At 39.2% G+C, this 22,740-nt stretch carries 25 protein-coding genes; 9 read left to right on the top strand and 16 right to left on the bottom strand.

Translation table 11 applies throughout. The features are described from left to right. Positions 1-29: 29 nt before the first annotated feature. The 7 genes from mutS to ACSQ6I_RS25395 form a co-directional block, all read right to left on the bottom strand. On the bottom strand, positions 30-2,624 hold the full coding sequence (gene mutS / locus ACSQ6I_RS25365; protein ID WP_438893001.1) for a DNA mismatch repair protein MutS: 2,595 nt from the start codon (positions 2,622-2,624) through the stop codon (positions 30-32). A gap of 212 nt (positions 2,625-2,836) precedes the next feature. Then, entirely contained in the window at positions 2,837-2,959 is a 123-nt protein-coding gene (locus ACSQ6I_RS25370) for a type II toxin-antitoxin system HicB family antitoxin (RefSeq protein ID WP_438893002.1), read from the bottom strand. Between the two features lie 100 nt (positions 2,960-3,059). Next, positions 3,060-3,584: a hypothetical protein gene (locus ACSQ6I_RS25375; RefSeq protein ID WP_438893003.1), complete on the bottom strand. Its 525-nt coding sequence runs from the start codon at positions 3,582-3,584 to the stop codon at positions 3,060-3,062. A gap of 8 nt (positions 3,585-3,592) precedes the next feature. Beyond that, positions 3,593-4,843, bottom strand: coding sequence for an AAA family ATPase (locus ACSQ6I_RS25380; protein ID WP_438893004.1), 1,251 nt, complete (start codon positions 4,841-4,843; stop codon positions 3,593-3,595). Between the two features lie 49 nt (positions 4,844-4,892). After that, entirely contained in the window at positions 4,893-5,987 is a 1,095-nt protein-coding gene (locus ACSQ6I_RS25385; RefSeq protein ID WP_438893005.1) for an AI-2E family transporter, read from the bottom strand. 63 nt (positions 5,988-6,050) lie between these two features. Further along, positions 6,051-6,497 (bottom strand): NUDIX hydrolase, encoded by a 447-nt coding sequence (locus ACSQ6I_RS25390; protein WP_438893006.1) that lies wholly within the window; start codon positions 6,495-6,497, stop codon positions 6,051-6,053. 105 nt (positions 6,498-6,602) lie between these two features. Next, entirely contained in the window at positions 6,603-7,028 is a 426-nt protein-coding gene (locus ACSQ6I_RS25395; RefSeq protein ID WP_438893007.1) for a hypothetical protein, read from the bottom strand. 240 nt (positions 7,029-7,268) lie between these two features. Between ACSQ6I_RS25395 and folD the strand changes: the two genes are divergently transcribed. The 3 genes from folD to ACSQ6I_RS25410 all read left to right on the top strand — a co-directional run bounded on the left by folD (position 7,269) and on the right by ACSQ6I_RS25410 (position 10,053). Further along, complete coding sequence (gene folD / locus ACSQ6I_RS25400) at positions 7,269-8,147, top strand: bifunctional methylenetetrahydrofolate dehydrogenase/methenyltetrahydrofolate cyclohydrolase FolD (protein WP_438893008.1); 879 nt, start codon at positions 7,269-7,271, stop codon at positions 8,145-8,147. 366 nt (positions 8,148-8,513) lie between these two features. After that, positions 8,514-9,443: a geranylgeranyl diphosphate synthase CrtE gene (gene crtE, locus ACSQ6I_RS25405; RefSeq protein WP_438893009.1), complete on the top strand. Its 930-nt coding sequence runs from the start codon at positions 8,514-8,516 to the stop codon at positions 9,441-9,443. A gap of 154 nt (positions 9,444-9,597) precedes the next feature. Then, positions 9,598-10,053: a divergent PAP2 family protein gene (locus ACSQ6I_RS25410; RefSeq protein ID WP_438893010.1), complete on the top strand. Its 456-nt coding sequence runs from the start codon at positions 9,598-9,600 to the stop codon at positions 10,051-10,053. Between the two features lie 113 nt (positions 10,054-10,166). Here the strand turns inward: ACSQ6I_RS25410 and ACSQ6I_RS25415 are convergent, their stop codons facing one another. The 4 genes from ACSQ6I_RS25415 to ACSQ6I_RS25430 form a co-directional block, all read right to left on the bottom strand. Next, on the bottom strand, positions 10,167-10,844 hold the full coding sequence (locus ACSQ6I_RS25415) for a hypothetical protein (protein WP_438893011.1): 678 nt from the start codon (positions 10,842-10,844) through the stop codon (positions 10,167-10,169). 157 nt (positions 10,845-11,001) lie between these two features. Beyond that, on the bottom strand, positions 11,002-11,331 hold the full coding sequence (locus ACSQ6I_RS25420) for an MgPME-cyclase complex family protein (protein ID WP_438893012.1): 330 nt from the start codon (positions 11,329-11,331) through the stop codon (positions 11,002-11,004). 66 nt (positions 11,332-11,397) lie between these two features. Further along, positions 11,398-12,117: a SnoaL-like polyketide cyclase gene (locus tag ACSQ6I_RS25425; protein ID WP_438893013.1), complete on the bottom strand. Its 720-nt coding sequence runs from the start codon at positions 12,115-12,117 to the stop codon at positions 11,398-11,400. A 103-nt stretch (positions 12,118-12,220) separates the two neighbouring features. Continuing rightward, on the bottom strand, positions 12,221-12,943 hold the full coding sequence (locus ACSQ6I_RS25430; RefSeq protein WP_438893014.1) for a pyridoxine 5'-phosphate synthase: 723 nt from the start codon (positions 12,941-12,943) through the stop codon (positions 12,221-12,223). 158 nt (positions 12,944-13,101) lie between these two features. On the opposite strand from ACSQ6I_RS25430, the gene ACSQ6I_RS25435 reads away from it, so the two are divergent. Further along, on the top strand, positions 13,102-13,740 hold the full coding sequence (locus ACSQ6I_RS25435) for a Uma2 family endonuclease (RefSeq protein ID WP_438893015.1): 639 nt from the start codon (positions 13,102-13,104) through the stop codon (positions 13,738-13,740). Between the two features lie 24 nt (positions 13,741-13,764). Here the strand turns inward: ACSQ6I_RS25435 and ACSQ6I_RS25440 are convergent, their stop codons facing one another. The 3 genes from ACSQ6I_RS25440 to ACSQ6I_RS25450 all read right to left on the bottom strand — a co-directional run bounded on the left by ACSQ6I_RS25440 (position 13,765) and on the right by ACSQ6I_RS25450 (position 16,131). Beyond that, positions 13,765-15,447 (bottom strand): ABC transporter substrate-binding protein, encoded by a 1,683-nt coding sequence (locus tag ACSQ6I_RS25440; protein WP_438893016.1) that lies wholly within the window; start codon positions 15,445-15,447, stop codon positions 13,765-13,767. Between the two features lie 75 nt (positions 15,448-15,522). After that, complete coding sequence (locus tag ACSQ6I_RS25445) at positions 15,523-15,714, bottom strand: caspase family protein (protein WP_438893017.1); 192 nt, start codon at positions 15,712-15,714, stop codon at positions 15,523-15,525. Between the two features lie 30 nt (positions 15,715-15,744). After that, positions 15,745-16,131, bottom strand: coding sequence for a hypothetical protein (locus tag ACSQ6I_RS25450; protein WP_438893018.1), 387 nt, complete (start codon positions 16,129-16,131; stop codon positions 15,745-15,747). A gap of 181 nt (positions 16,132-16,312) precedes the next feature. On the opposite strand from ACSQ6I_RS25450, the gene ACSQ6I_RS25455 reads away from it, so the two are divergent. After that, on the top strand, positions 16,313-17,011 hold the full coding sequence (locus ACSQ6I_RS25455; protein ID WP_438893019.1) for a Uma2 family endonuclease: 699 nt from the start codon (positions 16,313-16,315) through the stop codon (positions 17,009-17,011). A 59-nt stretch (positions 17,012-17,070) separates the two neighbouring features. Here ACSQ6I_RS25455 and ACSQ6I_RS25460 read toward each other — a convergent pair whose 3' ends face one another. Then, a complete protein-coding gene (locus ACSQ6I_RS25460) occupies positions 17,071-17,853 on the bottom strand; it encodes an ABC transporter permease (protein ID WP_438893020.1) in 783 nt (260 codons plus the stop codon). 271 nt (positions 17,854-18,124) lie between these two features. Here ACSQ6I_RS25460 and ACSQ6I_RS25465 point away from each other — a divergent pair, with 271 nt between their 5' ends. The 3 genes from ACSQ6I_RS25465 to ACSQ6I_RS25475 all read left to right on the top strand — a co-directional run bounded on the left by ACSQ6I_RS25465 (position 18,125) and on the right by ACSQ6I_RS25475 (position 21,187). Then, positions 18,125-18,748: an exopolysaccharide biosynthesis protein gene (locus ACSQ6I_RS25465; RefSeq protein WP_438893021.1), complete on the top strand. Its 624-nt coding sequence runs from the start codon at positions 18,125-18,127 to the stop codon at positions 18,746-18,748. A gap of 52 nt (positions 18,749-18,800) precedes the next feature. Continuing rightward, entirely contained in the window at positions 18,801-19,349 is a 549-nt protein-coding gene (locus ACSQ6I_RS25470) for a hypothetical protein (protein ID WP_438893022.1), read from the top strand. Positions 19,350-19,462: 113 nt separating this feature from the next. Next, complete coding sequence (locus tag ACSQ6I_RS25475) at positions 19,463-21,187, top strand: ABC transporter ATP-binding protein (RefSeq protein ID WP_438893023.1); 1,725 nt, start codon at positions 19,463-19,465, stop codon at positions 21,185-21,187. A 24-nt stretch (positions 21,188-21,211) separates the two neighbouring features. Here the strand turns inward: ACSQ6I_RS25475 and ACSQ6I_RS25480 are convergent, their stop codons facing one another. Next, a complete protein-coding gene (locus ACSQ6I_RS25480; RefSeq protein ID WP_438893024.1) occupies positions 21,212-21,364 on the bottom strand; it encodes a serine dehydratase in 153 nt (50 codons plus the stop codon). A gap of 353 nt (positions 21,365-21,717) precedes the next feature. On the opposite strand from ACSQ6I_RS25480, the gene ACSQ6I_RS25485 reads away from it, so the two are divergent. After that, on the top strand, positions 21,718-22,641 hold the full coding sequence (locus ACSQ6I_RS25485; protein WP_438893025.1) for an ABC transporter permease: 924 nt from the start codon (positions 21,718-21,720) through the stop codon (positions 22,639-22,641). Positions 22,642-22,740 lie beyond the last annotated feature (99 nt).

Raw genomic sequence — 22,740 nt, forward strand, 5'->3', positions numbered from 1 at the left:
TTATTGATTTAGTCTCTTACATGAAATAATTAAAGTCCTTCACGCAAACCCATGGCAATTTTACTGTGTTTTTCTATTTGTCCCATTACCTGTTTTGCCCGCTTTATTACCACTGCTGGTAAGCCGGCTAATCTTCCGGCTTCGATACCATAGGATTTATCAGCACCTCCTGGTTGAACTTGATGTAAAAAGATAATTTGGTCGGGTAACTCTTTAACTGTAACTTGATAATTAGCCACATTAGGAACAATACTAGCTAGTTCATTTAATTCATGATAATGGGTAGCAAAAATTGTCCTTGATTGAATTTCTACTGCTAAATATTCTGCGACAGCCCAAGCTATTGATAATCCGTCAAAAGTAGCTGTTCCGCGACCAATTTCATCTAACAAAACCAAAGATTTAGCAGTCGCATGATTGAGGATATTTGCTGTTTCATTCATCTCTACCATAAAGGTAGATTGACCAGTTGCTAAATCATCAACAGCACCGACACGGGTAAAAATGCGATCGCACACTCCCAGCCTAGCAGACCGAGCCGGCACAAAACTCCCCACCTGCGCCATCAACTGAATCAACCCCACCTGACGTAAATAACAACTCTTCCCACTAGCATTTGGCCCCGTCAGAATCACCAAATCAGGCTTCTCCTCCTCCGCGTCCTCTGCGCCTCTGCGGTTCGTTTCTCCTCCTAACCCAGTCGAATTAGGAACAAAAAACCCAGCAGGTAAAGACTGTTCCACCACAGGGTGACGACCATCAACAACCTCAATCTCCTGCCCTGCAAGCATTTCAGGACGACAGTAACCTTGATGTACAGCCAATTCTGCCAAACCACACAACACATCCACAGCTGCTACCGCACGGGAAATATTCCGAATTATCTCCGCATGACTACCCACTTCTTCCCGCAAAGCTGCAAAAATCTCATATTCCAACTGATTTAAATCATCCCTAGCTGTGAGAATTCGCGCTTCTCGTTCCTTCAAATCTGGGGTGATGTAACGTTCCTCATTTGTTAAGGTTTGCTTGCGGATGTAATTATCTGGAACTTGGTCAGATTTAGAACGCGAAATACTAATGTAATAACCAAAGGTTTTATTAAATCCCACCTTCAAATTTGGAATTCCCGTTCTCACCCTTTCATCAACTTCTAAATTTGCAATCCATTGTTGATCACCTTCCACAGTCGCTTTTCTTTCATCCAACTGCGGATTTATCCCTGGACGAATTAAACCGCCTTCTTTGAGATGAATAGGTGGTGATTCTACGATATGCAGTTGTAATTTTTTTGCTAATTCTTCCAGTACAGCGGGTACTTTTTGCAAAGCTTTGAGAAATGGGGATTGCGCTTCTGATGCTATGTATGATAATTCAGGTAAACGGGAGAGAGAATCAGCTAAAGCGACTAAATCCCGTGCATTTGCTCTCCCTGAACCTGCGCGACCTGTTAACCGTTCTAAATCGTAGATTTGTCGTAATAACTGCCGTAAATCTTGACGGAGAGGGGTATTTGTAACTAATTCTTGAATGGTATCTTGGCGTGATTTAATACCTTTAATATCAAGTAGCGGTTGTAACAACCATCTTCTTAAAGCTCGTCCACCCATTGCAGTGCTAGTTCTGTTTAAAGCCCACAATAAAGAACCGTGAAATGTGCCATCGCGGACGGTTTGGGTAATTTCTAGGTTGCGTCGGGTTTGGTGGTCAACAATGAGATAATCAGTCAGGGTGTAGGTGTGTAATAGTTGCAGAAAAACGGTATTTTCTTTTTGGGTATCTTCGATATATTCCAATAGTCCACCAGCAGCGCGAACAGCGAGGGGGAGATGTTCACATCCTAAACCTTCAAGCGATCGCACTTTGAATTTCTGCAATAATTTACTTCTAGCTTCAGCTTGGGAAAAGGGAAGTTGCGATCGCAAACTATAACAAAATGTGGGTGGTAAACATTGGGGAAGAGATGGGGAAGTTTCCCCTGGACGCAGTAAAGTACCTAAATCGGGGGCATTTGTGGGAAACAGAACCTCAGATGGTTGCAACCGCATTAGTTCTTGAGTAAGATTTTCTAAATCGCTACCTTGACAGGTGAGAAATTCTCCAGTTGATATATCTGCGTAAGCTAATCCCCAATGATTAGCCGCAATTACCACAGCCGCAAGGTAATTATTGCGACTTGCTTTGAGCATTCCTTCTTCTAGCAAAGTCCCTGGTGTGAGGATGCGGGTAACTTCGCGTTTTACCAAACCAATAGCATCAGCAGAGTCTTCCACTTGGTCGCAAATCACCACAGCGTAACCTTTTTCTATCAGTAAGGTTGTGTAGCGTTCCCAAGCGTGGTGGGGTACACCGGTCATAGCGACGCGACCAAGTTCACCACCGTGTTTACTGGTTAAAACTAATTCTAGTTCTCTGGAGACTGTGACTGCATCTTGGAAAAAAGTTTCAAAAAAATCACCGACGCGATATAGCAGCAACGCATGAGGATATTTATCCTTCATTTCTACATAGTGCTGATACATCTTACTCAGCTTGCTGCGGTCTTCTATTAATCGCGTATCGCTAAGAGGTGTATGAGGTTGATTGGGTTCCGTTGGTTGAGGTGTGTTGGGAGAAACGGTCATAGATGCTTAGGATGTTACGCACGGAATAGCCACAATACTCGATGATAACGTGATGTGGGGGATGGGGGTGCGATCGCTTAAAGTTTATTTATTTTTTGGTGTTGTGGATTTAGGAAGTCTCACGCAAAGGCGCAGAGGCGCAAAGAGGAAGAGAGAGATTATGATTGTAATACTGGTTCTCTATCTACAAGAAGCATTTCAATTACTTCACCTCAATTTTGCCGTAATTCATCCAATGTTTCACCTTGAGAATACACTCCAGGAAATCCAGGTGCATAAGCAACATAAAGCTTTGTTTGTGAATCTCTCTCAATAATTGTGGTGAAAGTCTTCATAGAATGCTATGTGAGATGATATGTTGAGATTTTATATGAGTTTAATCTGCTGCGATAGCTGGTCAAAAATTCTGGTTTTCTCTACTATTAATGTAAATGTCTATTTTCCACGGCTACTACGGCGTGTAGGAGGAGTTGGTTGTGGTGGTTCTTGAGATTTTAAACCATTATCATCAGTCAGAAATTCTACATGAAAACCTTTTTCACGATAGTAATACCAACCCAATACGACAATACTAGCATCTCCCATCGAGGTTTTTTCTACAGCTTGATTAGGAAATTTATCTGCTAAATTTTTCAATCCTTCCGCTTCCCAAAGTATGATTTGTTCATGAAAAGCAGCCCAAGGACTTTTTTCATCAGCAGCATCAATCATTATTTCTGCAAATCTTTCAGATGTTATCCGTTTACTGTCTGAATTTGTGGTTTTAGCTTGTGCAATATGATTACCTGTTTCTATAACTGTAGCTAAAGGAAGTACCAAAGTTGTTCCTTTCTCAATTTCTGTGTGTATTTTCTCGTCAACAAGCTCAAAATCCCATTTATTATTACCAGCAGTTTCTTTACCTGGAACTTTTAACCAGACGCACAATAAAGACGTATCTATTAATAAAACTTTTCTCATATTTTTAATTACTCCCCATGAGAAAGGCTGCGTTCAATTGCGCCTTTAGTAGTCATTTGTCCCAAGGAATATGATGCAAATAGTTTTGGGAAGTTGTCAATATCTTCTAAAAGGGTAAGTTTACTTTCTCCGGTTTCTGAATCTCGATGTGCAACAACCACAAACGGAACTATTTCTGAACCAAAAGCATCAAGTAAAGCTGGGTTATGGGTAGTTAGTAAAATATCAATATTGCGTTTACTGCCAATTTCTTTTAATATTTTCACAAGTAATGCTGCACGGGAAGGATGTAAACCATTATCTATTTCTTCTATGACAATTTGACTACCTTCTGGGCGTGTGAGTAATGCTGTGAGAATTGCTAGAAAGCGTAATGTTCCATCTGACATATTTCTAGCATCAATTTCTGTTGTTTCTCCAGGTTTCCATTCTTCCTGACAGTAAAGCATAGCATCTGTACCAAATCTACCCACTTTTTCAGCCCATAGTTTTTGAATATCACCTTCGGGTAAATCTTTAATATAGTAAGATAGATTTAATTCAACTTCTGCTTTTTTTTCTTCTGATAATGCTGCAAGTACACCAGCAATGTTTGAAGCATCACTTTCTATGTTTTCAGAAAGTCGTGAAAAATCACGCATTTTGGAAGGAATGGGATTTAAAATTAGAATGTTTGCAATTGTTGGACGAATTACATTATTAATTAAATTAGGCAACTTTTTATCATTAAAGTCTAATGTCCTTTTATGCGATTTTTCATTTTCCTCATTTAGTCCATCTATTCTGAGGTTAAAAAATTGACCTATTGTACAACTTTGATAATTTGATAAATAACTTCTAACTACAAAGTTATATCCATCTAGAGAAAAAGTTTGGTACAAAATACGATTATTATCTTGATAATCATAGACAGTTATATTTTCTTCTAGAAGATGAACAGGATTGTCTGTACATACTTCAATGGAGTGAAGATAATCAATTTTATTATTATCTCCCTGAATTAGTGTCTTCAAGGTGAATACCGATTTACCTTGATAGCCAGCCCACTCAACACCACCACGAATAGAAGGAAGTGTTTTATCTCCTGCTAAAGCTGTTTCAATATTTTCACCGTTAGCTATTCTTTGCAAAAATTCCAAAGCTTCGACGACATTAGACTTACCACTTGCATTAGTTCCAATCAGCACAGTTAAAGGATCAAGTGGAAGTTCAGCATAACGGAAACTTTTCCAATTTTCGAGAATGAGTTTTTTAAGCATAATCAACTCCCAAAATATTTCTTATCTTTATCGTAAACAAAATCAACCCTCAGCGAACCTCCGCGTTAACCTCAGCGCCCCTCTGCGTTTCAATTACATCCTCAACCTTCCTCAACTCACCAGCCCGCCAACTATCAGCAATATCCTTAATAAAACTAGCAAGAGGAATAGCCACCAACAAACCCAAAACGCCTCCCAATTTTGCACCTAATAATAAAGAAATTACCACCCAAACAGGATTTAACCCAGTCAAATTACCCAAAATACGCGGTGCGATAAAATTAGAATTTATTTGGTCAATAGCAACAGCTACACCTAAAACTTCTACACCTAACCAAAAGTTGTTCAACGCCACCAATAGACTAACTATTGCAATACCTATACCTGTACCAAATGGAAAGAGAGAAAAAAGACCAATTGCAATTCCAAAAAGTAATGCTAATGGAACTCGTAGCGCCACAAATGCCAGAGTTACTACCACACCTAATACAGCACCTAATGTTGCTTGACCAATAAAATAATTTTGAAAATCTTCTCGTAATAAGTCTCTAACTCTTGTACCAATATTTCGCGGAAACCACTGGTAAATTCCATTCCATAAAGGTTCACCATTTAAAATTAAATAAACGGTTATTACTAATGTTAATAGTATGTTAACTAAAGCCCCAATCGTGTCGAAAGCAAAACCTAAAATTTTACCTGTAAAAGACTGAAATTGATTAGAGATTCTTTCCAGAAATTGAGTTGCCAAACCACTTAAATTCACAGGCAGTTGTTGTGTTGCTGCCCAATTTAAAAATGCTTGCAATTGATCATTGCCAGATTCAATCCAATAGGGGAAAATATTAACTAGTTCGTTAAGTTGTTGAAAAATTAGTGGTACTAAAATAACGCCAACAGCCCCTAAAATTACTATGGCTAAAAGTAATACTCCCACAATTGCTAAATTACGGGGAACTCCGCGTTTCTGAAAAAATTTAATCGGATAGTTTAAAACAAAAGCTAATAAAATTGCGGCAGAAACAACACTTACTAAAGGTTGAAAGTACTGCACAACCTGAATTAATAACCAACCATTAAGAATGACTACGGGAAAGGCTAAACCTATACTTACCCATTGCGGTATTTTGTTTGCTATTTGCATGAAGCTAAATCCACTATATTTATTAAGTTTTACAATGTCAGATATCTAGTTGAAATTTTGCAATTAGAAGATAGAAATTTTTCTTTTTTGATTAATAAAGTCCATCATGATTTTTTTATGGATAGTGCTTAAAGGTCTGACTTCATTTGCTATGGCTGAATAACAATCACCTCGATAGATATCTTCTGGGGTTAATAATCCCATGTCCCAACCTTCATTTAAAACTAATTGATCTAATTCCACTAATAATGGTGCTTGAAAAACATGACGGATAACTCTCTCGTCGGGATAAATTCCAAATTTGCTAAAAGATGGTAATTCGTAACCAATTTCTTCAATTACTTCCCGCACAAGTGCTATTTCTGCTGTTTCACCAGGTTCTAAATGTCCCCCAAAGAATCCCCAGCAACCAGCAGCGGCGATAGTGGGGATATTGTCGCGTAGTTGCATGAGATATTTGTCGTTTTGGTAAAGAATTACAATTGCTACTTGTGGTATTTGATTATTCATAAATTTCTACATTGGGTAAGGTTATTTGTGCTTTTCTGTGTGAAATTACGTATTTTTTATAGTGTTTGGTAGAGAATGGTCATCCCTACCTGTTCATTTTCATTGTTATTCTTCTTCTAAATAAATTTCTCCGTACTCTTGACCAGCTAAAGGAATACTTTTGTATTTTACTTTACCCTTCAACACTACATCTTGTCCCACTTGGAAATTTTTTTGATTAGTCACAACCCAGATTTTGCCTGTTGAGTCAGCGATTTGATATACTTGCCGCTTAACTAAAGGAGCTTGTTTTTCTACCTTGCCTTGGATGTAAACTGTAGTAGTGCGGTTGTCTTGTGCTGGTTTAATTGCCTGAATCGGTGTAACGTTAGCGCCAATTCTCAGATTATTTAAGTTCAATTCACCAGGTTTTCCGTTACCACAACTACAAAGTCCTAGTACCAGAAAAACGGTTAATCCTTGGTAAAAAGATTTCATAGAAGTCAGTTTTGCTTGTTGCCGAAAAGCAAACGATTGAGAGAATTTTTGCATGAATTCTAACCTTGTTACCAGTTTTCTCAAGTTTCCATTCATACCAAGTTGTGCTGATTACAGGAAATGGACAGAACAACTGTTTTTAATTTATCCTTTTCTTCTTTATCCTTCAGTTGACGCAGCTAATCTGAGAAAATAGTCGAAGGCAGAATGCAGGAGTCAGGAGTCAGGAGTCAGAAGGCAAATCAATACTCTCCCTCATTTTTCAAGTCCCCAGTCCCCTTACAGGTAAATTTTATGGAAACACAAACTGCCAAACTGCTTGATGGTAAGGCATTAGCTGCTAAAATTCATCAAGAGTTGGCTGCTACGATCGCACAATTACAACCTAAAATTGGACGACCTCCTGGTTTAGCAGTATTGATGGTTGGGGACAATCCCGCATCAGCAGCTTATGTAAGTAATAAAGAAAAAGCCTGCACTAAAGTGGGTATTGCCTCTTTTGGTAAGCATTTTCCTGCCGCAACTACCTTAACAGAGCTAGAGGAAGTTATTAGTGAACTTAACCAAGATGAACGGGTAGATGGGATTTTGGTACAGTTACCTTTACCTAATCATTTAGACTCAATCGCACTATTACATCAAATTGCACCCGATAAAGACGCAGATGGACTACATCCAGTGAACTTAGGACGACTGGTGCGGGGTGAGTCGGGTTTACGCAGTTGTACTCCCGCTGGTGTGATGAGACTGCTAGAAGAATATAAAATTCCTTTGGTGGGAAAACAAGCAGTAGTGGTAGGACGTAGTATTTTAGTGGGTAAGCCTATGGCCTTGATGCTATTAGAGGCTAATGCCACTGTCACCATAGCTCATTCGCGATCGCACGACTTAAAATCCATCACCCAAAATGCTGATATTCTGATTGCAGCAGCAGGTCTTCCCGGACTAATCACGGCTGAGATGGTGAAACCGGGCGCGGTTGTGGTAGATGTGGGAATAAATCGCGTCACTGATAGCAGTGGGAAAAGTCGTTTGGTCGGTGACATCGACTTTCAATCAACGGCTAAGGTGGCAGAATATATCACCCCAGTTCCCGGTGGTATCGGGCCAATGACAGTCGCTATGCTATTGCAAAATACAGTTTCTAGCTATTTACGTGCAACGGGCAATTAGAGTAACGAGTACCGAGTATTGAGTGTGGAGTATGGAGTATGGAGTAATTAACGGTTTCCTGAACATTTTGACAGTTAAGCAGTAATAGTTCCTAACTGACTGTAACGATTTAAGATTTTTTGGCTCAAAACCCCTAGTTGAAAGTAGGAAATCAAGCTAAAATCCAAAATCGTTCGACTGACTTGTACTGAGCCTTGTCGTAAGTCCTACGGACAGGCTGCGCCAACGCGGAGCGTCCCGCAGGGAAGTAGCGCTCACAACGAAGTCTAAAATCCAAAATAAAATTACCAGTGAATCTTTCTGCTCCAGCACACCGTAAAATCTTCATATATATTGCAAGCAACCGAAAATTTTAGGACTCTAGGAATGGTAGCAACGGATAACTTTCAGAAAAAATCAGAGGAAACCAGGTTTAACCTCGCGTCCTATCTCAAAGAACGACAAAAGCTCTGTGATACTGCTTTAGATCAGGCTATTCCTGTCGTTTACCCAGAAAAGATTTATGAAGCCATGCGCTACTCTCTATTAGCAGGAGGTAAGCGTGTGCGTCCCATTCTTTGTCTTGCTACATCAGAAATGATTGGTGGCACAATTGAAATGGCCATGCCTACGGCTTGTGCAGTGGAAATGATCCACACCATGTCGTTGATTCATGACGACCTACCGGCTATGGATAATGACGATTACCGTCGCGGTAAATTGACGAATCACAAGGTATACGGCGAAGATATTGCGATTTTAGCAGGGGATGGCTTATTAGCTTTAGCTTTTGAGTTTGTCGCCACCCAAACACCCCAAAACGTGCCGAGAGAGAGAGCTTTACAAGTAATTGCTCGTTTGGGTAAGGCATTGGGTGCGGCTGGTTTAGTTGGTGGTCAAGTGGTAGATTTAGATTCAGAAGGTAAGTCAGATATTTCTCTGGAAACACTGAATTTTATTCATAATCACAAAACAGCCGCCCTATTAGAAGCTTGTGTTGTTTGCGGCGGAGTTATTGCTGGTGCATCTGCTGAAGATGTAGAAAAATTAACTCGTTATTCGCAAAATATTGGTCTGGCATTCCAAATCATTGATGATATTCTGGATATCACCTCTACCCAAGAACAACTAGGCAAAACCGCAGGTAAAGACCTAAAAGCCGAGAAAGTCACCTATCCCAGCCTGTGGGGAATTGACGAATCACGCGCCAAAGCCCAACAACTAGTTGAGTCAGCTTGTGCAGAATTAGCATCATTTGGAGAAAAAGCCATACCTCTTCAAGCGATCGCTCATTATATAGTTAGTCGTAATCACTAACATCAAAACCTAAAAAGCAGAAGGCTTTAAATATATCCATCTATTTAGCAATTTCTGCTGTGCTAGGCGAATTTGGCATCTTGGCTTACATAAAAAACTGTTCCTCAACACACAACCACTGCCCATATTTAACTAATTACCTAACCAAAACACCATGCAGGACATAGGCGACATTTTAAACAACAGGGTGCTGCTGGTTGCTCTTGTAGCTTGTTTTGTTGCTCAAGGATTAAAACTCATCTTTGAAGTCATCAAACATCGCAAAATAGATGTGCGTGTCTTAGTAACCACCGGAGGTATGCCCAGCGCCCATTCAGCTTTAGTAACAGCTTTAGCCGCTGGTGTCGGACAAACTCTAGGTTGGGCATCTCCTGATTTTGCTGTAGCTGTGATTTTTGCCATCATTGTCATGTACGACGCAGCTGGAGTGCGTCAAGCTGCCGGTAAACAAGCTCGCATACTCAATCAAATGATTGACGAATTATTTCATGAAAAACCAGACTTTAACCAAGACCGTCTCAAGGAATTACTTGGACATACACCAGTTCAGGTCATAGCTGGTGCGGCTTTGGGTGTAGCTATTTATTGGTTATCTAGAGCAGCTTATTAGTTATTAGTCAGACAATTTTAGATTTTGGATTTTGGATTGACCCCACATATAAATCTGGGGACTTGTACCATCAAATGATCATTAGTCATTGGTAAACTGTTAACTGAAAAAAATCACTTGGAACTTACTGCTGAACGCAGTAACATCACTTTTCTACCATCTGCTAAGAGGGCAAAAAACCCACCCTCATTTAATTTTTCTAACGTTTTGTATGCCTCTGTTTGATTGGTAGTATAAACAGCCAATAAATAAGGGCGTTGTCCATAGGAAACAAGACCCACATTACCCCCTACTGCTCTTTGCAAACTACTTGCCATGTCCGGGCGATTGAAATAATCTACCAGTACAGCATAACCATCTCCCAAAACTTTAGGATTATAGCTGACTCTCTGAGTTGATATCTGAGTTGCTACAGGTGGAGGTGTAACCATTGCAGGTGTCAAAGTTGGTGCTGTTGGTCGAGTCGTGATAATGGCAGATAATCCCACGATATTGTTAACATATTTTGCCCAACGATTAGCATCATCAATCTTGTTGAACCCGCCGATCCTCGTTACTGTTTCATTCAGATATTTACACGTAACAGGTTTCAAATCAGATGGTAAAGCACTGCGTAACTGTTGTTGACTATTAGTTGTAGGACTAACAACTAATAAAAGATACTCACCTGTATTAGGCGGTTGACACACAGGAATAGCTTGTTGAGCGAAAACAGAACTAATACCACCGATAAAGGGAGCGATCGCTAATAATAAAGTACTTGGTAAAAAATGAAATCTTGGCACAAACATTGGATACCTGATATTGTTTATTTTACAAGATGTATAAAACTACTTTTTGTTCCCTTTAGATTTGGCGAGGAAGAGCAAATAAACATAAATAAAGATAAACAAATATTTATCATTACTCTCCTCTACCTCAGCAACTAATGAGAAAATATATGGGACTTTATGACACAGTTGTCAAAGATGCCAAAGGATCAGAAATTGTTGCTGAAGGAGCCGTAAATTCCCCGGTGATTACATACTCTAATCGCAATTTTAGCCAAGTAATAAATTGAGAATTAGTAGAAATAATTGCCACCGGAGGTTGAGGACATTTCGCTTTTATTTGTTTCATTTCCGGTGCTTCCAGAAAAGCTGGTTGCTTAACTAACCAAAAATCAATTTCTTTTTCTTGTTCGTGGTAATGACGAGTGCGTTCCTTCAAAACTTCGTGTATTGGTTCTTCTTCGAGTAGAAAGTGTTGACTAGCCAAGACGTAATAGTATGTTTGCATTTTCATATCCTTTGGTTACTATTTAACAATTTATAGGGTACAGGAGCATTTCTGTACCCAACTCAGTTAACTTTTTTTGAATCCCTTAAACCAAGAACTAAAGGGACAACCACCACCCTTGCTTTCACTATTTACTAGTTTGCCACCTGCTGTCAGTTTTTCTAAAAACAGGTTGTTGTCAAAATAGTGTTCCAAGGATATAACCTTTAAATCATCGGTGACACGAGCCACACTCATACCGATAATTTCCACTGTCTCCCCAGTCGGTGCAAACTCTTTGTAAGCACCCTGAAAATGTCCCCAGTGTCGCCACTTGAATGTAACATTAGGTGGGGCTGAATAGACTTCCAGAACTTCCCAAGGAAAACCTTGAGGAAATGTACTGTGAAAGATTTTAGCCGATGATTCAAAACTTTCTTCAGAAGCTTTGTAATGTTCGGAATCAGCCATAAATAGATTGTAAGTACCTTGGGCGGATAAATCGTCTGCTGTATACTCTTTACCCCCATTAGTACTAACTCGAAACTGATCATTGACAACAGATAACCATTGCTGGGGGTTACTTTTGAAAGATACCTCCATCTCGAAGGTTCTCACCAAGTTCTGCACGATCGCTTCTAGTGTACCCTCTAAGTGATTGCAGGTACTCTCTTTAGCTAGATTTTCTTTAGAACGGCTATAGTCTGGTGGTGTTTGATAACGCCATTCAGCATGGGTACTGTATGCAATCACTGTATCCCGATCCTGTACCCAAAGCGGTAGGTTGTTAGACTGTGTGGAAGTCATAGAAGTCTTGATTTACAAATGTGACGTTACATGGCTTTGGATTACGCAGATAACTTCCCTCTAGTCAATTACGAATTACGAATTACGAATTACGAATTACGAATTACGAATTACCAAGTATGGCTTGTTTCATTTCTCGGACGGCTCTTTCTATTCCTACTAAGGCTGCCCGACTGATGATAGTATGACCAATGTTGAGTTCTTCCATACCTGGGAGCGCCGCTACGGGGTAGACATTCCAATATGTGAGTCCGTGTCCGGCATTTACCCTCAACCCAGCTTTAATCGCTCGCTCGCAACCCTGCGCTAATAAAGCTAGTTCGTGTTTGCGGGTAATTTCGTCTTTAGCTTCAGCATATTGGCCTGTGTGTAGTTCAATAAACTTAGCTTGCACCTTAACTGAAGCTTCGATTTGTGCTGTTTCGGCATCAATAAATAGACTTACGGGAATGCCAGCACTTTGCAGTTTATCAACTATCTCGCCTATTCTAGCAATTTGCCCGACAATATTCAAACCGCCTTCTGTGGTGACTTCTTCGCGTTTTTCGGGTACTAATGTTACATAATCAGGTTTGATGTCGAGAGCGATCGCTAACATTTCATCGGTTGCTGCCATTTCTAAGTTTAAGTGCGATCGCACCGTTTGCCTTAAAATTCTTACATCTCTGTCTTGAATATGTCTTCTATCTTCTCGTAAATGCACCGTAATTCCATCTGCACCTGCTAATTCTGCCAACACCGCAGCCGCTACAGGGTCGGGTTCTACAGTCCGTCTGGCTTGGCGAATGGTAGCGATATGGTCAATATTTACACCGAGTGTAGGCACGCCTGTTTTCTCCTGTTTCACTGTCTTCAAATGTTGATTTTAACCAATTCAGGGGGTATGAGTAAGTTGGTGTTAAAAATTGTCGTTATGATCAGGCAAGAAGCAGGGAGTAGGGGAGATAATAAATAATTACGAATTACGAATTACGAAGAGGTAATATGCTTTTAGAACTGCAACAAATTATTGTCAAACCAGGCCAACAAATGTTACTCAAGGATATTAGTTGGCAGCAATTAGAAAATATTTTAGAAGAAATAGGAGAAAAGCGTGCTGCACGTATTTCTTATAGTGATGGCTGGTTAGAAATCATGGTTCCTTTACCCGAACACGAAAAAGATAAAGAGATATTTGGTGAGTTGGTCAGAATTTTATTAGATAAACTCGAAATTGATTTTGAGCCTTTTGGTTCTACAACACTTAAAAATGAGAGAATGCGCCAAGCTGTCGAACCAGATACCAGTTTTTATATTCAAAATCAAGCTGCTGTAATTGGCAAAAATAGGATTGACTTAAATATAGATCCACCACCAGATTTAGCTATTGAAATTGATATTACTTCTCGCACTCGATTTGAGAATTATGAAATTTTAGGAGTTCCTGAACTTTGGAGATATCAACAACAAGGTTTGGAAATTTTCTTGTTACAAGAAAGGAAATATGTAAAGTCTCAATCTAGTCCTAATTTTCCTAATATCCCTATTGTGGAATTAGTTAATGAATATGTTCAGCAATGTTTAAAAATTGGCAGAAGTCAGGCTATACGTAATTTTAGAAATTGGGTTAAGGATAATTTGTAATCCCTGTTTAGTAAAGTTGCAAAATTAAGGTTGAATTGGTACAAAATCATATTCATCAGTTCCAGGTTTTTGTTGAACTTTGAGCAAGTCGATCCTAGTATTTCTGGTATTTCTGCGATCGCCTGATAAAAATTGAATCTTTCCTGTTGCACCATCGACTGAAAAATCCGAACTGTACAGTGCTTTTTGCAATCCATTACGGGTGTTACTCGTCTTCAAACCTTTAGTGATCGCCAAAGTCGCATCATAAGCCGTAGCCGTTCGCCAGTTTACGCGTCCACCCCAAAGTTTCATGGCATTTGATGCAAAAGGATTATCAGCTATAGCTGTAGGATGCCAAGGTACAGCAACTATTATGCCGTTGATATCGGCTTTGCCCTTCTGTAGAGTGTTATATGTTGCTAGAGTGGAGCTGCCAAGTAGGGTCAATCGTCCTTTATTAGCTTGTGCCACTCCTAAACCTTTATTCTTTGTGTCTACGTATATAGCTAATACCAAGCCATCTGCACCATTGGAAATAGCTTGAGAAATGACTTCACCAGCGTTGAAATTGGGGGCTGAAATATCGCAATTGGTGGAATTAATTCTGCCACCAGCATCCCCAATCGCTTTAATAAACACATCCTTAAATGATGAGCCATCAATGGCGCTGGAATCACTACAAATCAGAATATTTGTTTTGCCAGCCGTCTTAATGACGTAATGAGAGAGGGTATTTGCTATCGAACTAACACTGGGCGCAGTGCGGAAAATGTAGCTGCCGAACCCAGAGAGGTTGCGAGCAAAACTAGTGGGAGACATCATCACTAATCCCCTCTGTTGATATACTGGGGCAGCAGCAAGGGAAGCATTACTACTATTGTGTCCTATCACAGCCAAAATTTTGGGATCTTTGACAAAGTGAGTGGCAATCTGTACGGCTTTACCTGGATCATTATCATCATTAGCGATCGCTACTTCTAAAGCTTTGCCCTTAATGCCACCACTATTATTTACTTCATCTTGTGCTTGAGCTACACCACGTAGGATTTCTTTTGCTATATTCTGGTCAAGACCAATGGGTACGCTCACAGCAATTTTGAGCCGTTCTCCTTTTTTACGAGCCTCAGCGTTGTTCAAGTAAATCAATGCTTCTGGGTCTGTTCTATTAGTGAGATTAGCTTGACGGTATGAATTGAACTTATTAATAGCAGTCAGACAATCACCATTTAAAAATGCTTTTACTCCAGCTTCTCTATCTCGGTTAGTATCTTGTTTTAATAAAATTTCTTCACCCAGGCTAATATTATCATTCAGACTATACTGTTCTTTTTCACAAGTTATATTTATTCTATTACTTAGCAAAATATATACTAAGCCGCCACCAGTAATTATTCCGATTAAAAGTCCTAGTAACTGGCGAAAATTACTATTTTTGTTCGGAGGATTATTTATATTTACGCCAATTACTTTATCTGTTTGTTCAGCCAGTATAGGTGCTTCAACTAATGCTATATCTTCATTTCTAAGTCCTAAAATTTTCTGAAGACGTTTCAAATCAGCGCGAGCTTGTTCATTAAGAGGAAATTGATGTTCAATCTCGTTACGTAAAGCCAGCTCATAGCGCTGCAATTTTCTCTTATACACTTCAATAGGTTCTAAAACCACAGTTTCAATTGCAGCAGCATCCTCAGGCGTTAGTTCCAGTTCCTCTTGTCGCCCTTCCAATGCAGTGCGACCAGTAAAAGAAATCTCACCATTACCACACTTTAGCCAATGCTCAACTTCTCGATGATATCTAAGCTACAAAGTTTCTATGGCTACCGCTATTTCCGATTGTTGAGGATTTACCAGCACTTTAACCTCATCAAACCCGCCAATTTCTGGGTTTTCCAAAACTTTCTGCATGGCTTCGACATCTTTTGTCGCTGCTGGTAATGGGTTCAGTCCAGGTTCATACTCACTAACTCCTATTAGCAGTGCTACTTTCGCCATCTTGTTATTCTTCCTTAATGCTGAAATTTCTTAGTTACCTGCGATAAACCTTTGCGCTTGTTCAATGACAGCGGTTAATTCTTCCTGACTGCTGGCTTTTACTTTCAGCTTTTTACCGTTAGCTTCGACTTCCAATTCAATAGTTTTGTTACCCAAGCGATCGCCCAAAAATCCCAACAATTTCTTACAATTACTAATAGTTACCTCAGCTTGCAAAACCCCGACTAAAAAACCACCAACAGATTTCGCTCTTTCGGGTATTTCTGTAGCTACTACGAGTTCAGCACTTTCCACATCCAAATCTCTGATTTCTCTGAGCAAATTTCGCGTTTCTTGTTCTTGTCGTTCTTGCTCATCTGCATCTAAATCTGGATTGGAAAGAGTGATTTGGAGTTTAACATTAGATTCTGAACTCATCTTGCACCTTAGAAGTTTGTTACCTTGTTGACTATACTATGGCATTTATGTAATTTTACTGTATAAAATCGGAAATATTTCTAACTTTTACGCAACTATTGCTATGGTCAAAGACTTTTAGGAAGCTCCTGACAGATTATGATTAAGATTTACGGCTTGATGAAAAAGGTGAGAATTGCTCATGACTACCGAAAACAATCTAGCCATTGTGGACTGGGAATCCCATAACCCACCTACAGATTTAATATTTGATGATGGTGAACCCTTGGAATCAAATCGACATCGTATTGCAATGAATGTCTTGATTCGGTCATTGCAGCAAGCTTGGTGCGATCGCAATGATTATTTTACTGGTGGCAATATGTTTATTTATTACAGCAGTAACCAGATTCGGAATCGTGATTTTCGAGGTCCCGATTTCTTTGCAGTTCTCAACGTTGATGGTACAAATTCTAGACAAGGTTGGGTAGTTTGGGAAGAAGATGGTCGCTATCCTGATGTGATTGTGGAATTAATGTCACCGTCTACAGCAGGAATAGATAAGGGAATTAAAAAAGACCTTTATGAACAAACTTTCCACACCTCAGATTATTTTGTCTACGACCCATTTGACCCTAATTCTTTACAAGGATGGCATTTAGATGATAATCAAGAATATCAACCTTTGACTCCCAATGAAAATGGTTGGTTATGGTGCAGACGTTTGGGGTTTTGGTTAGGAACTTGGGAAGGAACTATAGATAGAGAAAGTGCGATTTGGGTGCGGTTTTATGATGTTGCTGGAAATCTAGTTTTGTTACCAGAAGAAGCAGCTAAATCACAAGCAGCTAAATTGGCTGCTAGATTAAGAGAACTGGGTGAAAATCCAGATATGTTGTAATGTAGCTTCAATGTAGGTTGGGTTGACGCAAGGAAACCCAACATTTAACTAATTTGTAACTAACTTGAAGCGCTAGTATAAAACCGTAATGCAAACCGCCAAAACCAAGTAGAAATTGAAAATAACGTCACCGCTAATATTACTGCACCAAATAACCAAATCAATTGACTTTCACCTAACATTACTTGAGCAGGAACTGTGGTTAAAAATGCGACTGGAACTACAAAGGTGAAGAAAACGCGATAAGCTGCCGGATAGGCTATAATTGGATATCTGCCAGCTTCTAATAAACCTCGTAATACTTCAGTCACATTGTATATTTTGACAAACCAAATTGTGGTAGATCCCAACATGAACCACAAACTATAAAGAATCACTAAGCTGCAACATAAAGGTAATATGCTGAGTAAATATTTGTCGATTCCTAAACCCAGATTTTTACCTGCGTAGCCAATAATGACACAGCCAAAAATTAAATCTGGTAATCCCCACGGTGATAGGGTGTGAGTAGAAAGCCAAAACTGACTGCGGATAGGTTTTAATAATACAAAGTCTAATGTACCTTCCTGGACATGACGAACAATGCGGTTTAAGTTGGGAGCTAGGAGAGTGGCAGAAAAACCTTGTAATAAGGTGAAAATTCCTAAAACTATTAAGGCTGCATCCCATGACCAGCCAGTAAAAGTATAGCCTTGGCGGTAAAATAAGAATAGCCCAAATAAGCTACCTGCTAGATTGCCTATGCTGGTGAGGGCGGCTAAGATAAAATTAATGCGATATTCCATCTCTGCGGCAATAGCAGTAGTCCAAAATAACCGTAGTACTTTCAAATATCTTTGCATCTTGTTCGTATAAACTGATAGCTAGTAGATTCTAAAATAACTTCATATAATTTTAATATTATTTTTTATTTTCTGAAAATTTTGAACGTTAAGATGTTGAGTGCAACTTCTTGATTAGGTTAGATTTGAAGGATCTTAATTTCCCATAATCAATTCAATGACTGGGTTGCGTTGGTTTATGGAGAATTATTTTGGCTGAATCTGGCTTACTGATTAGTTTTTTCTTGCTGGTGATAATTTACTACTGGAGTTTAAAAAATTCTAACAATATATGGCTAAACTTTCTAACGAATTACAACGCTATTTTTTTGAAGAAGAAAGACCTGAAAAAGTAACTTTGGCAGATATTTTGTTACTAGCTAAAGAAAGAATTTTTGGTTTCTTGCTGGTGATTTTGTCTCTACCTTCAGCTTTACCAGTTCCTGCACCTGGTTATTCAACTCCTTTTGGTGTGCTGATTTTTCTGTTAGCTATACAATTAATTGCAGGTGCGAAAACTCCTTGGCTACCTCCGAAGATGTTTAATCATCCTCTGCAACTATCTACTGTTCAGGGTTTTCTCAAAGCGGGACTGCCTTGGTTGCGTAGGATTGAAGCGATCGCACGTCCACGTCTATCCTATGTTTGTACCACGTTACCAGGTAGAATAACCATTGGTAGTGCGATCGCTCTCATGGCTATTTCAATGATGATTCCCATCCCTGGAACCAACACTCTACCAGCAATGGGCATTTTCGTGACAGCTTTTGGTTTATCAGAAGATGACGGTGCTATTAGTTTAGGTGGTTTAGTTCTATGTGTGATGGGAGCAATTTTAACTACCTCAATTCTGTTTGCTTTGATGTGGGGTGGTTCTAGTTTGTTAGATGTGATCAAAACTTGGTTGGGACGGTAAAATCATACTCCAGGAGAATGAACCCATAACCGCAGCAGTTGATAATTTTCTCATGACTTCCAACATTAATCTTGATTTATTCCTGGAAAATCTCTTTTTTTTCCTAGTAGCTACATCTTTTTTTGTCATTGTAGATGCTGCGTGGAAACACGCAAAACCTTACACCCTGCCGGAACCTTTGCCAGGATGGTTTAAAATCTGGTTTGGTACAGTGCAACTGGGGGGAATAGTCTTACCACTCATAGTTATGCTGTTGTGGGGTGTTCTCTGGGGATATACTTTAGTTTTAACCGTACTCGCTGGGTATTTTGTGATGCTAGGGTTGCAAATACTTTCAGAAATCCTCACACTCAGACGTTTTCAAACCGTAGTTTGGGTAATGGTTCCTTACATATATTTGCCTTATCGGATTTGGCAGTTGTATGAAGGTTTAAATCTTTTGGGTTCAGAAACTGATTTACTGTGGGTACGTAACTTATTAGTTTTTGAGATTGTGTTGTGGACTTTAAACTATGCCTTGGATGTAACACAGTTACCAAGATTGCTGCGGTGGGAAGTGAGAGAAGGAAGCGGATTAGAACAAGAATACACCGTTGATTAATTAGTAATTACTCTTATTACCCTGACTCCTGACTCCTGTTCTCCTGACTCCTGACTCCTGACTCCTGATATGGTAACTTCAAACAAGGAAAATATTTTTTTGGAAGTTACGACTTGAAAACACGTTCTAATTATTGGTTACTGCTACCCTATATCCGCACCCAATGGGAAACCGTCGCTAAGGGATTTGTGGGTATTCTAGGATATGTATTGGCTACGTTAACGCTGATTAATATAGCGGGTAAATTGGCAGTTCCCTTTGGACAGGGTAATGTAGTAGCGATCGCTCAATTAGCAGGAGTCTGTGCATTAGTATTTCTCGTGCGTGGTTTTTTTCAGTCCATGCAAGATTTATACATGGCACGCGCAGCTTTAAGAATTGCTTTTCACCTCCGTCAACAAGTTTACACACACTTACAAAAGCTCAATCTCAGCTATTTTGAAACTGCAAAAGCTGGTGATTTATCTTACCGTCTCACCGAAGATGTTGACAGGGTTGGGGAAGTTATCAACAAGCTTTTTCATGATTTTGCACCTTGCGTTTTGCAGTTGTTAGCAATTCCCATTTACATGATTTACTTGAATTGGCAACTCACTTTGGCTACAGTGATTGTTGCTCCAATTATGGGAGTTTTAATTGGTTGGTTTGGGGAACGTTTACGGAAATATTCTCTCAGAAGTCAAAATCGAGTTTCGGATTTATCTGCTATTCTCACAGAAGTATTCAGTGGTATTCGGTTAATTCAAGCTTTTGCAGCGGAAAACTATGAAATTGCGAGATTTAGCCATGAAGCGGAACGCAGTTTAAAAGCTAAATATTCAGCAGAAAAATTAAAAGCAATTCAAATTCCCATTGTGGGATTTTTGGAAGCTTTGAGTGCTTTATCTTTACTAATGGTGGGAACGTGGCAAATTTCTCAAAATAATTTAACGGTAGGAGCTTTTTTCAGTTATTTAGCAGCAGCAGCTTTGTTAATTGATCCTATCGGACATACTACTAATAACTATAACGAATTTAAACAAGGCGAGGCTTCAGTTGACCGAGTATTTGAGTTGTTAGCAATTCAACCGACGGTATTAGAAAAGCCAAATGCAATTAAGCTGCCAGCAGTAATTGGCAAAGTTGAATATCGTGATGTGACGTTTGCTTATAAAGCTGGTGAACCTGTATTAAATAATATTAGTTTATTAGTAAAGCCCGGTCAAGCGATCGCACTTGTAGGTGCTTCTGGTGCTGGTAAAACTACTTTTGTCAATCTTTTGCCCCGTTTCTATGATCCTGAAGTGGGGACAATTTTTATAGATGGTGTAAATATTCGTGATGTGACTTTAAATAGTCTCAGGAAACAAATTGGCATAGTTCCCCAAGAAACTATCATGTTTTCGGGAACAATTGCCCAAAATATCGCTTTTGGACAAAAAGTTTATGACCTTAGCACAGTTGAAGATGCAGCAAAAATTGCTAATGCTCATCAATTTATTCAGCAACTACCAGAGGGTTATAATACATGGGTAGGTGAGCGTGGTGTGAATTTATCTGGTGGACAAAGACAGAGAATTGCGATCGCTCGTGCTGTGCTGTTAAATCCGCAGATTTTAATATTAGATGAAGCGACATCTGCGTTAGATTCAGAATCAGAAGCTTTGGTACAGGAGGCTTTAGAAAGATTGATGAAAAACCGCACAGTGCTAATTATCGCTCACAGGTTATCGACAGTGCGGAAGTGCGATCGCATTTTGGTTTTAGAAAAAGGACAAATAGTGGAATCGGGAAATCATGAAGAATTGTTAGCTTTAGAAGGAAGATATGCGCGGTATTATGCTCAACAGTTTAGTTAAATCAACCTCATATTAACCTTGCCTCTAAGAAAAAGCTGCCAAATAGTTAGCTGCTTCTTCTAGAGTTTGAATCAAATCTTCCAATGTGTAGATATTATTGCTTTGGACGCTGGTTTGACTTGCAGGAGTAGATGCTTGTGTAGAATGCTGGGTAAAAATACGATTAATCAACTGCATAACTATGTTTCCCCACTAGTTTATATAAATCATAGTCGGCTATTTTTATGAATTAGATAGTGATGGAGATACGATAAAGTTGTGATTTTAAGTAAGTTTAATGCTGATATTAGTAGGTGATAGCCAGTGATTTTAACTAGATTGCTTAGTGATTCACACCTAAAAAACCGTGTGATCAGTATCACTACTACTAGTAAAGACCGAAAAAGACAACACTGAATTTATTTTGATGAAAAAGATTTAGGAACTAAAGATTTTTTTGCTTTGGTTATACAACTAAAAATTCTAGATTCAGAATATTTGCAAGAGGTCTATTTAATTTACCAAAAAAAGCAGAGGTTAAAAAACAGAGAATGGATAACTTTAACTTCTTTTCTGATTACTTGGTTGCGAGTTTCCGTTTAACTGTACCCCTAGCTTATGCTGCCTTGGGAGGATTATATTCTGAACGGTCAGGAGTTTTAAATATTGCTTTAGAAGGAATGTTACTCAGCGGTGCTTTTATTGCTGCTGTAGCGACTTTTTATACAAAAAATCCGACATTGGGATTACTAGCTGCCTTATTTGTTGGTGGCTTGGTGGGGTTACTTCACGCTTTTTTATGTGTGACTTTGCGCGTTAATCAGTTAGTTTCTGGTTTAGCTATTAATCTTGTTGCATCAGGAATAACATCATTTTTAGCGCGGTTAGTATTTCCAGGTAATAGTATTCAAAGATTACCAGAAATTACAGTTATTATTGTTCCCGGTTTGGCTAATATTCCTCTCATTGGCAATCTTTTATTTCAGCAAGATATTTTAGTTTATTTACTATTTTTATTAATTGCTGTAACTACATATATATTGTTTCATACCAACTTCGGTTTAACCCTCAGGGCTGTGGGAGAATATCCCCAAGCAGCAGATACATCTGGTATATCAGTACAACAGGTGCGTTACTGTGCTGTAATTATTAGTGGCTGTCTTGCCAGTTTAGGAGGAGCTTATCTTTCTTTAGTAGCGGTAAGATTTTTTGCTGAGGGAATGAGTGCTGGTAAAGGATTTATTGCCATTGCGGCTTTAATATTTGGTAGATGGCATCCTTTAGGTAGCGCTTTAGCTTGCTTGTTATTTGGTGCAACCGAAGCTTTGCAGTTACGCATACAAGCTTTGGGTGTAAATATTCCTTATCAATTTTTATTAATGTTACCTTATGCGATCGCTATTTTGGCATTAGCAGGATTGGCAGGTAAATCTACACCCCCAAAAGCATTAGGTACTGCCTATCGAAAGCACTAATTACAGCCGTTGCCTTATCTTGCCCTCAGATTTGACGGAGATTCCCATAGATGATTTAACCTGGATCAACGGCTGAGATATCTAGTAATATTTACCCTG

The organism is Anabaena sp. WFMT, from assembly GCF_051781005.1.
Taxonomy (GTDB): domain Bacteria; phylum Cyanobacteriota; class Cyanobacteriia; order Cyanobacteriales; family Nostocaceae; genus Anabaena.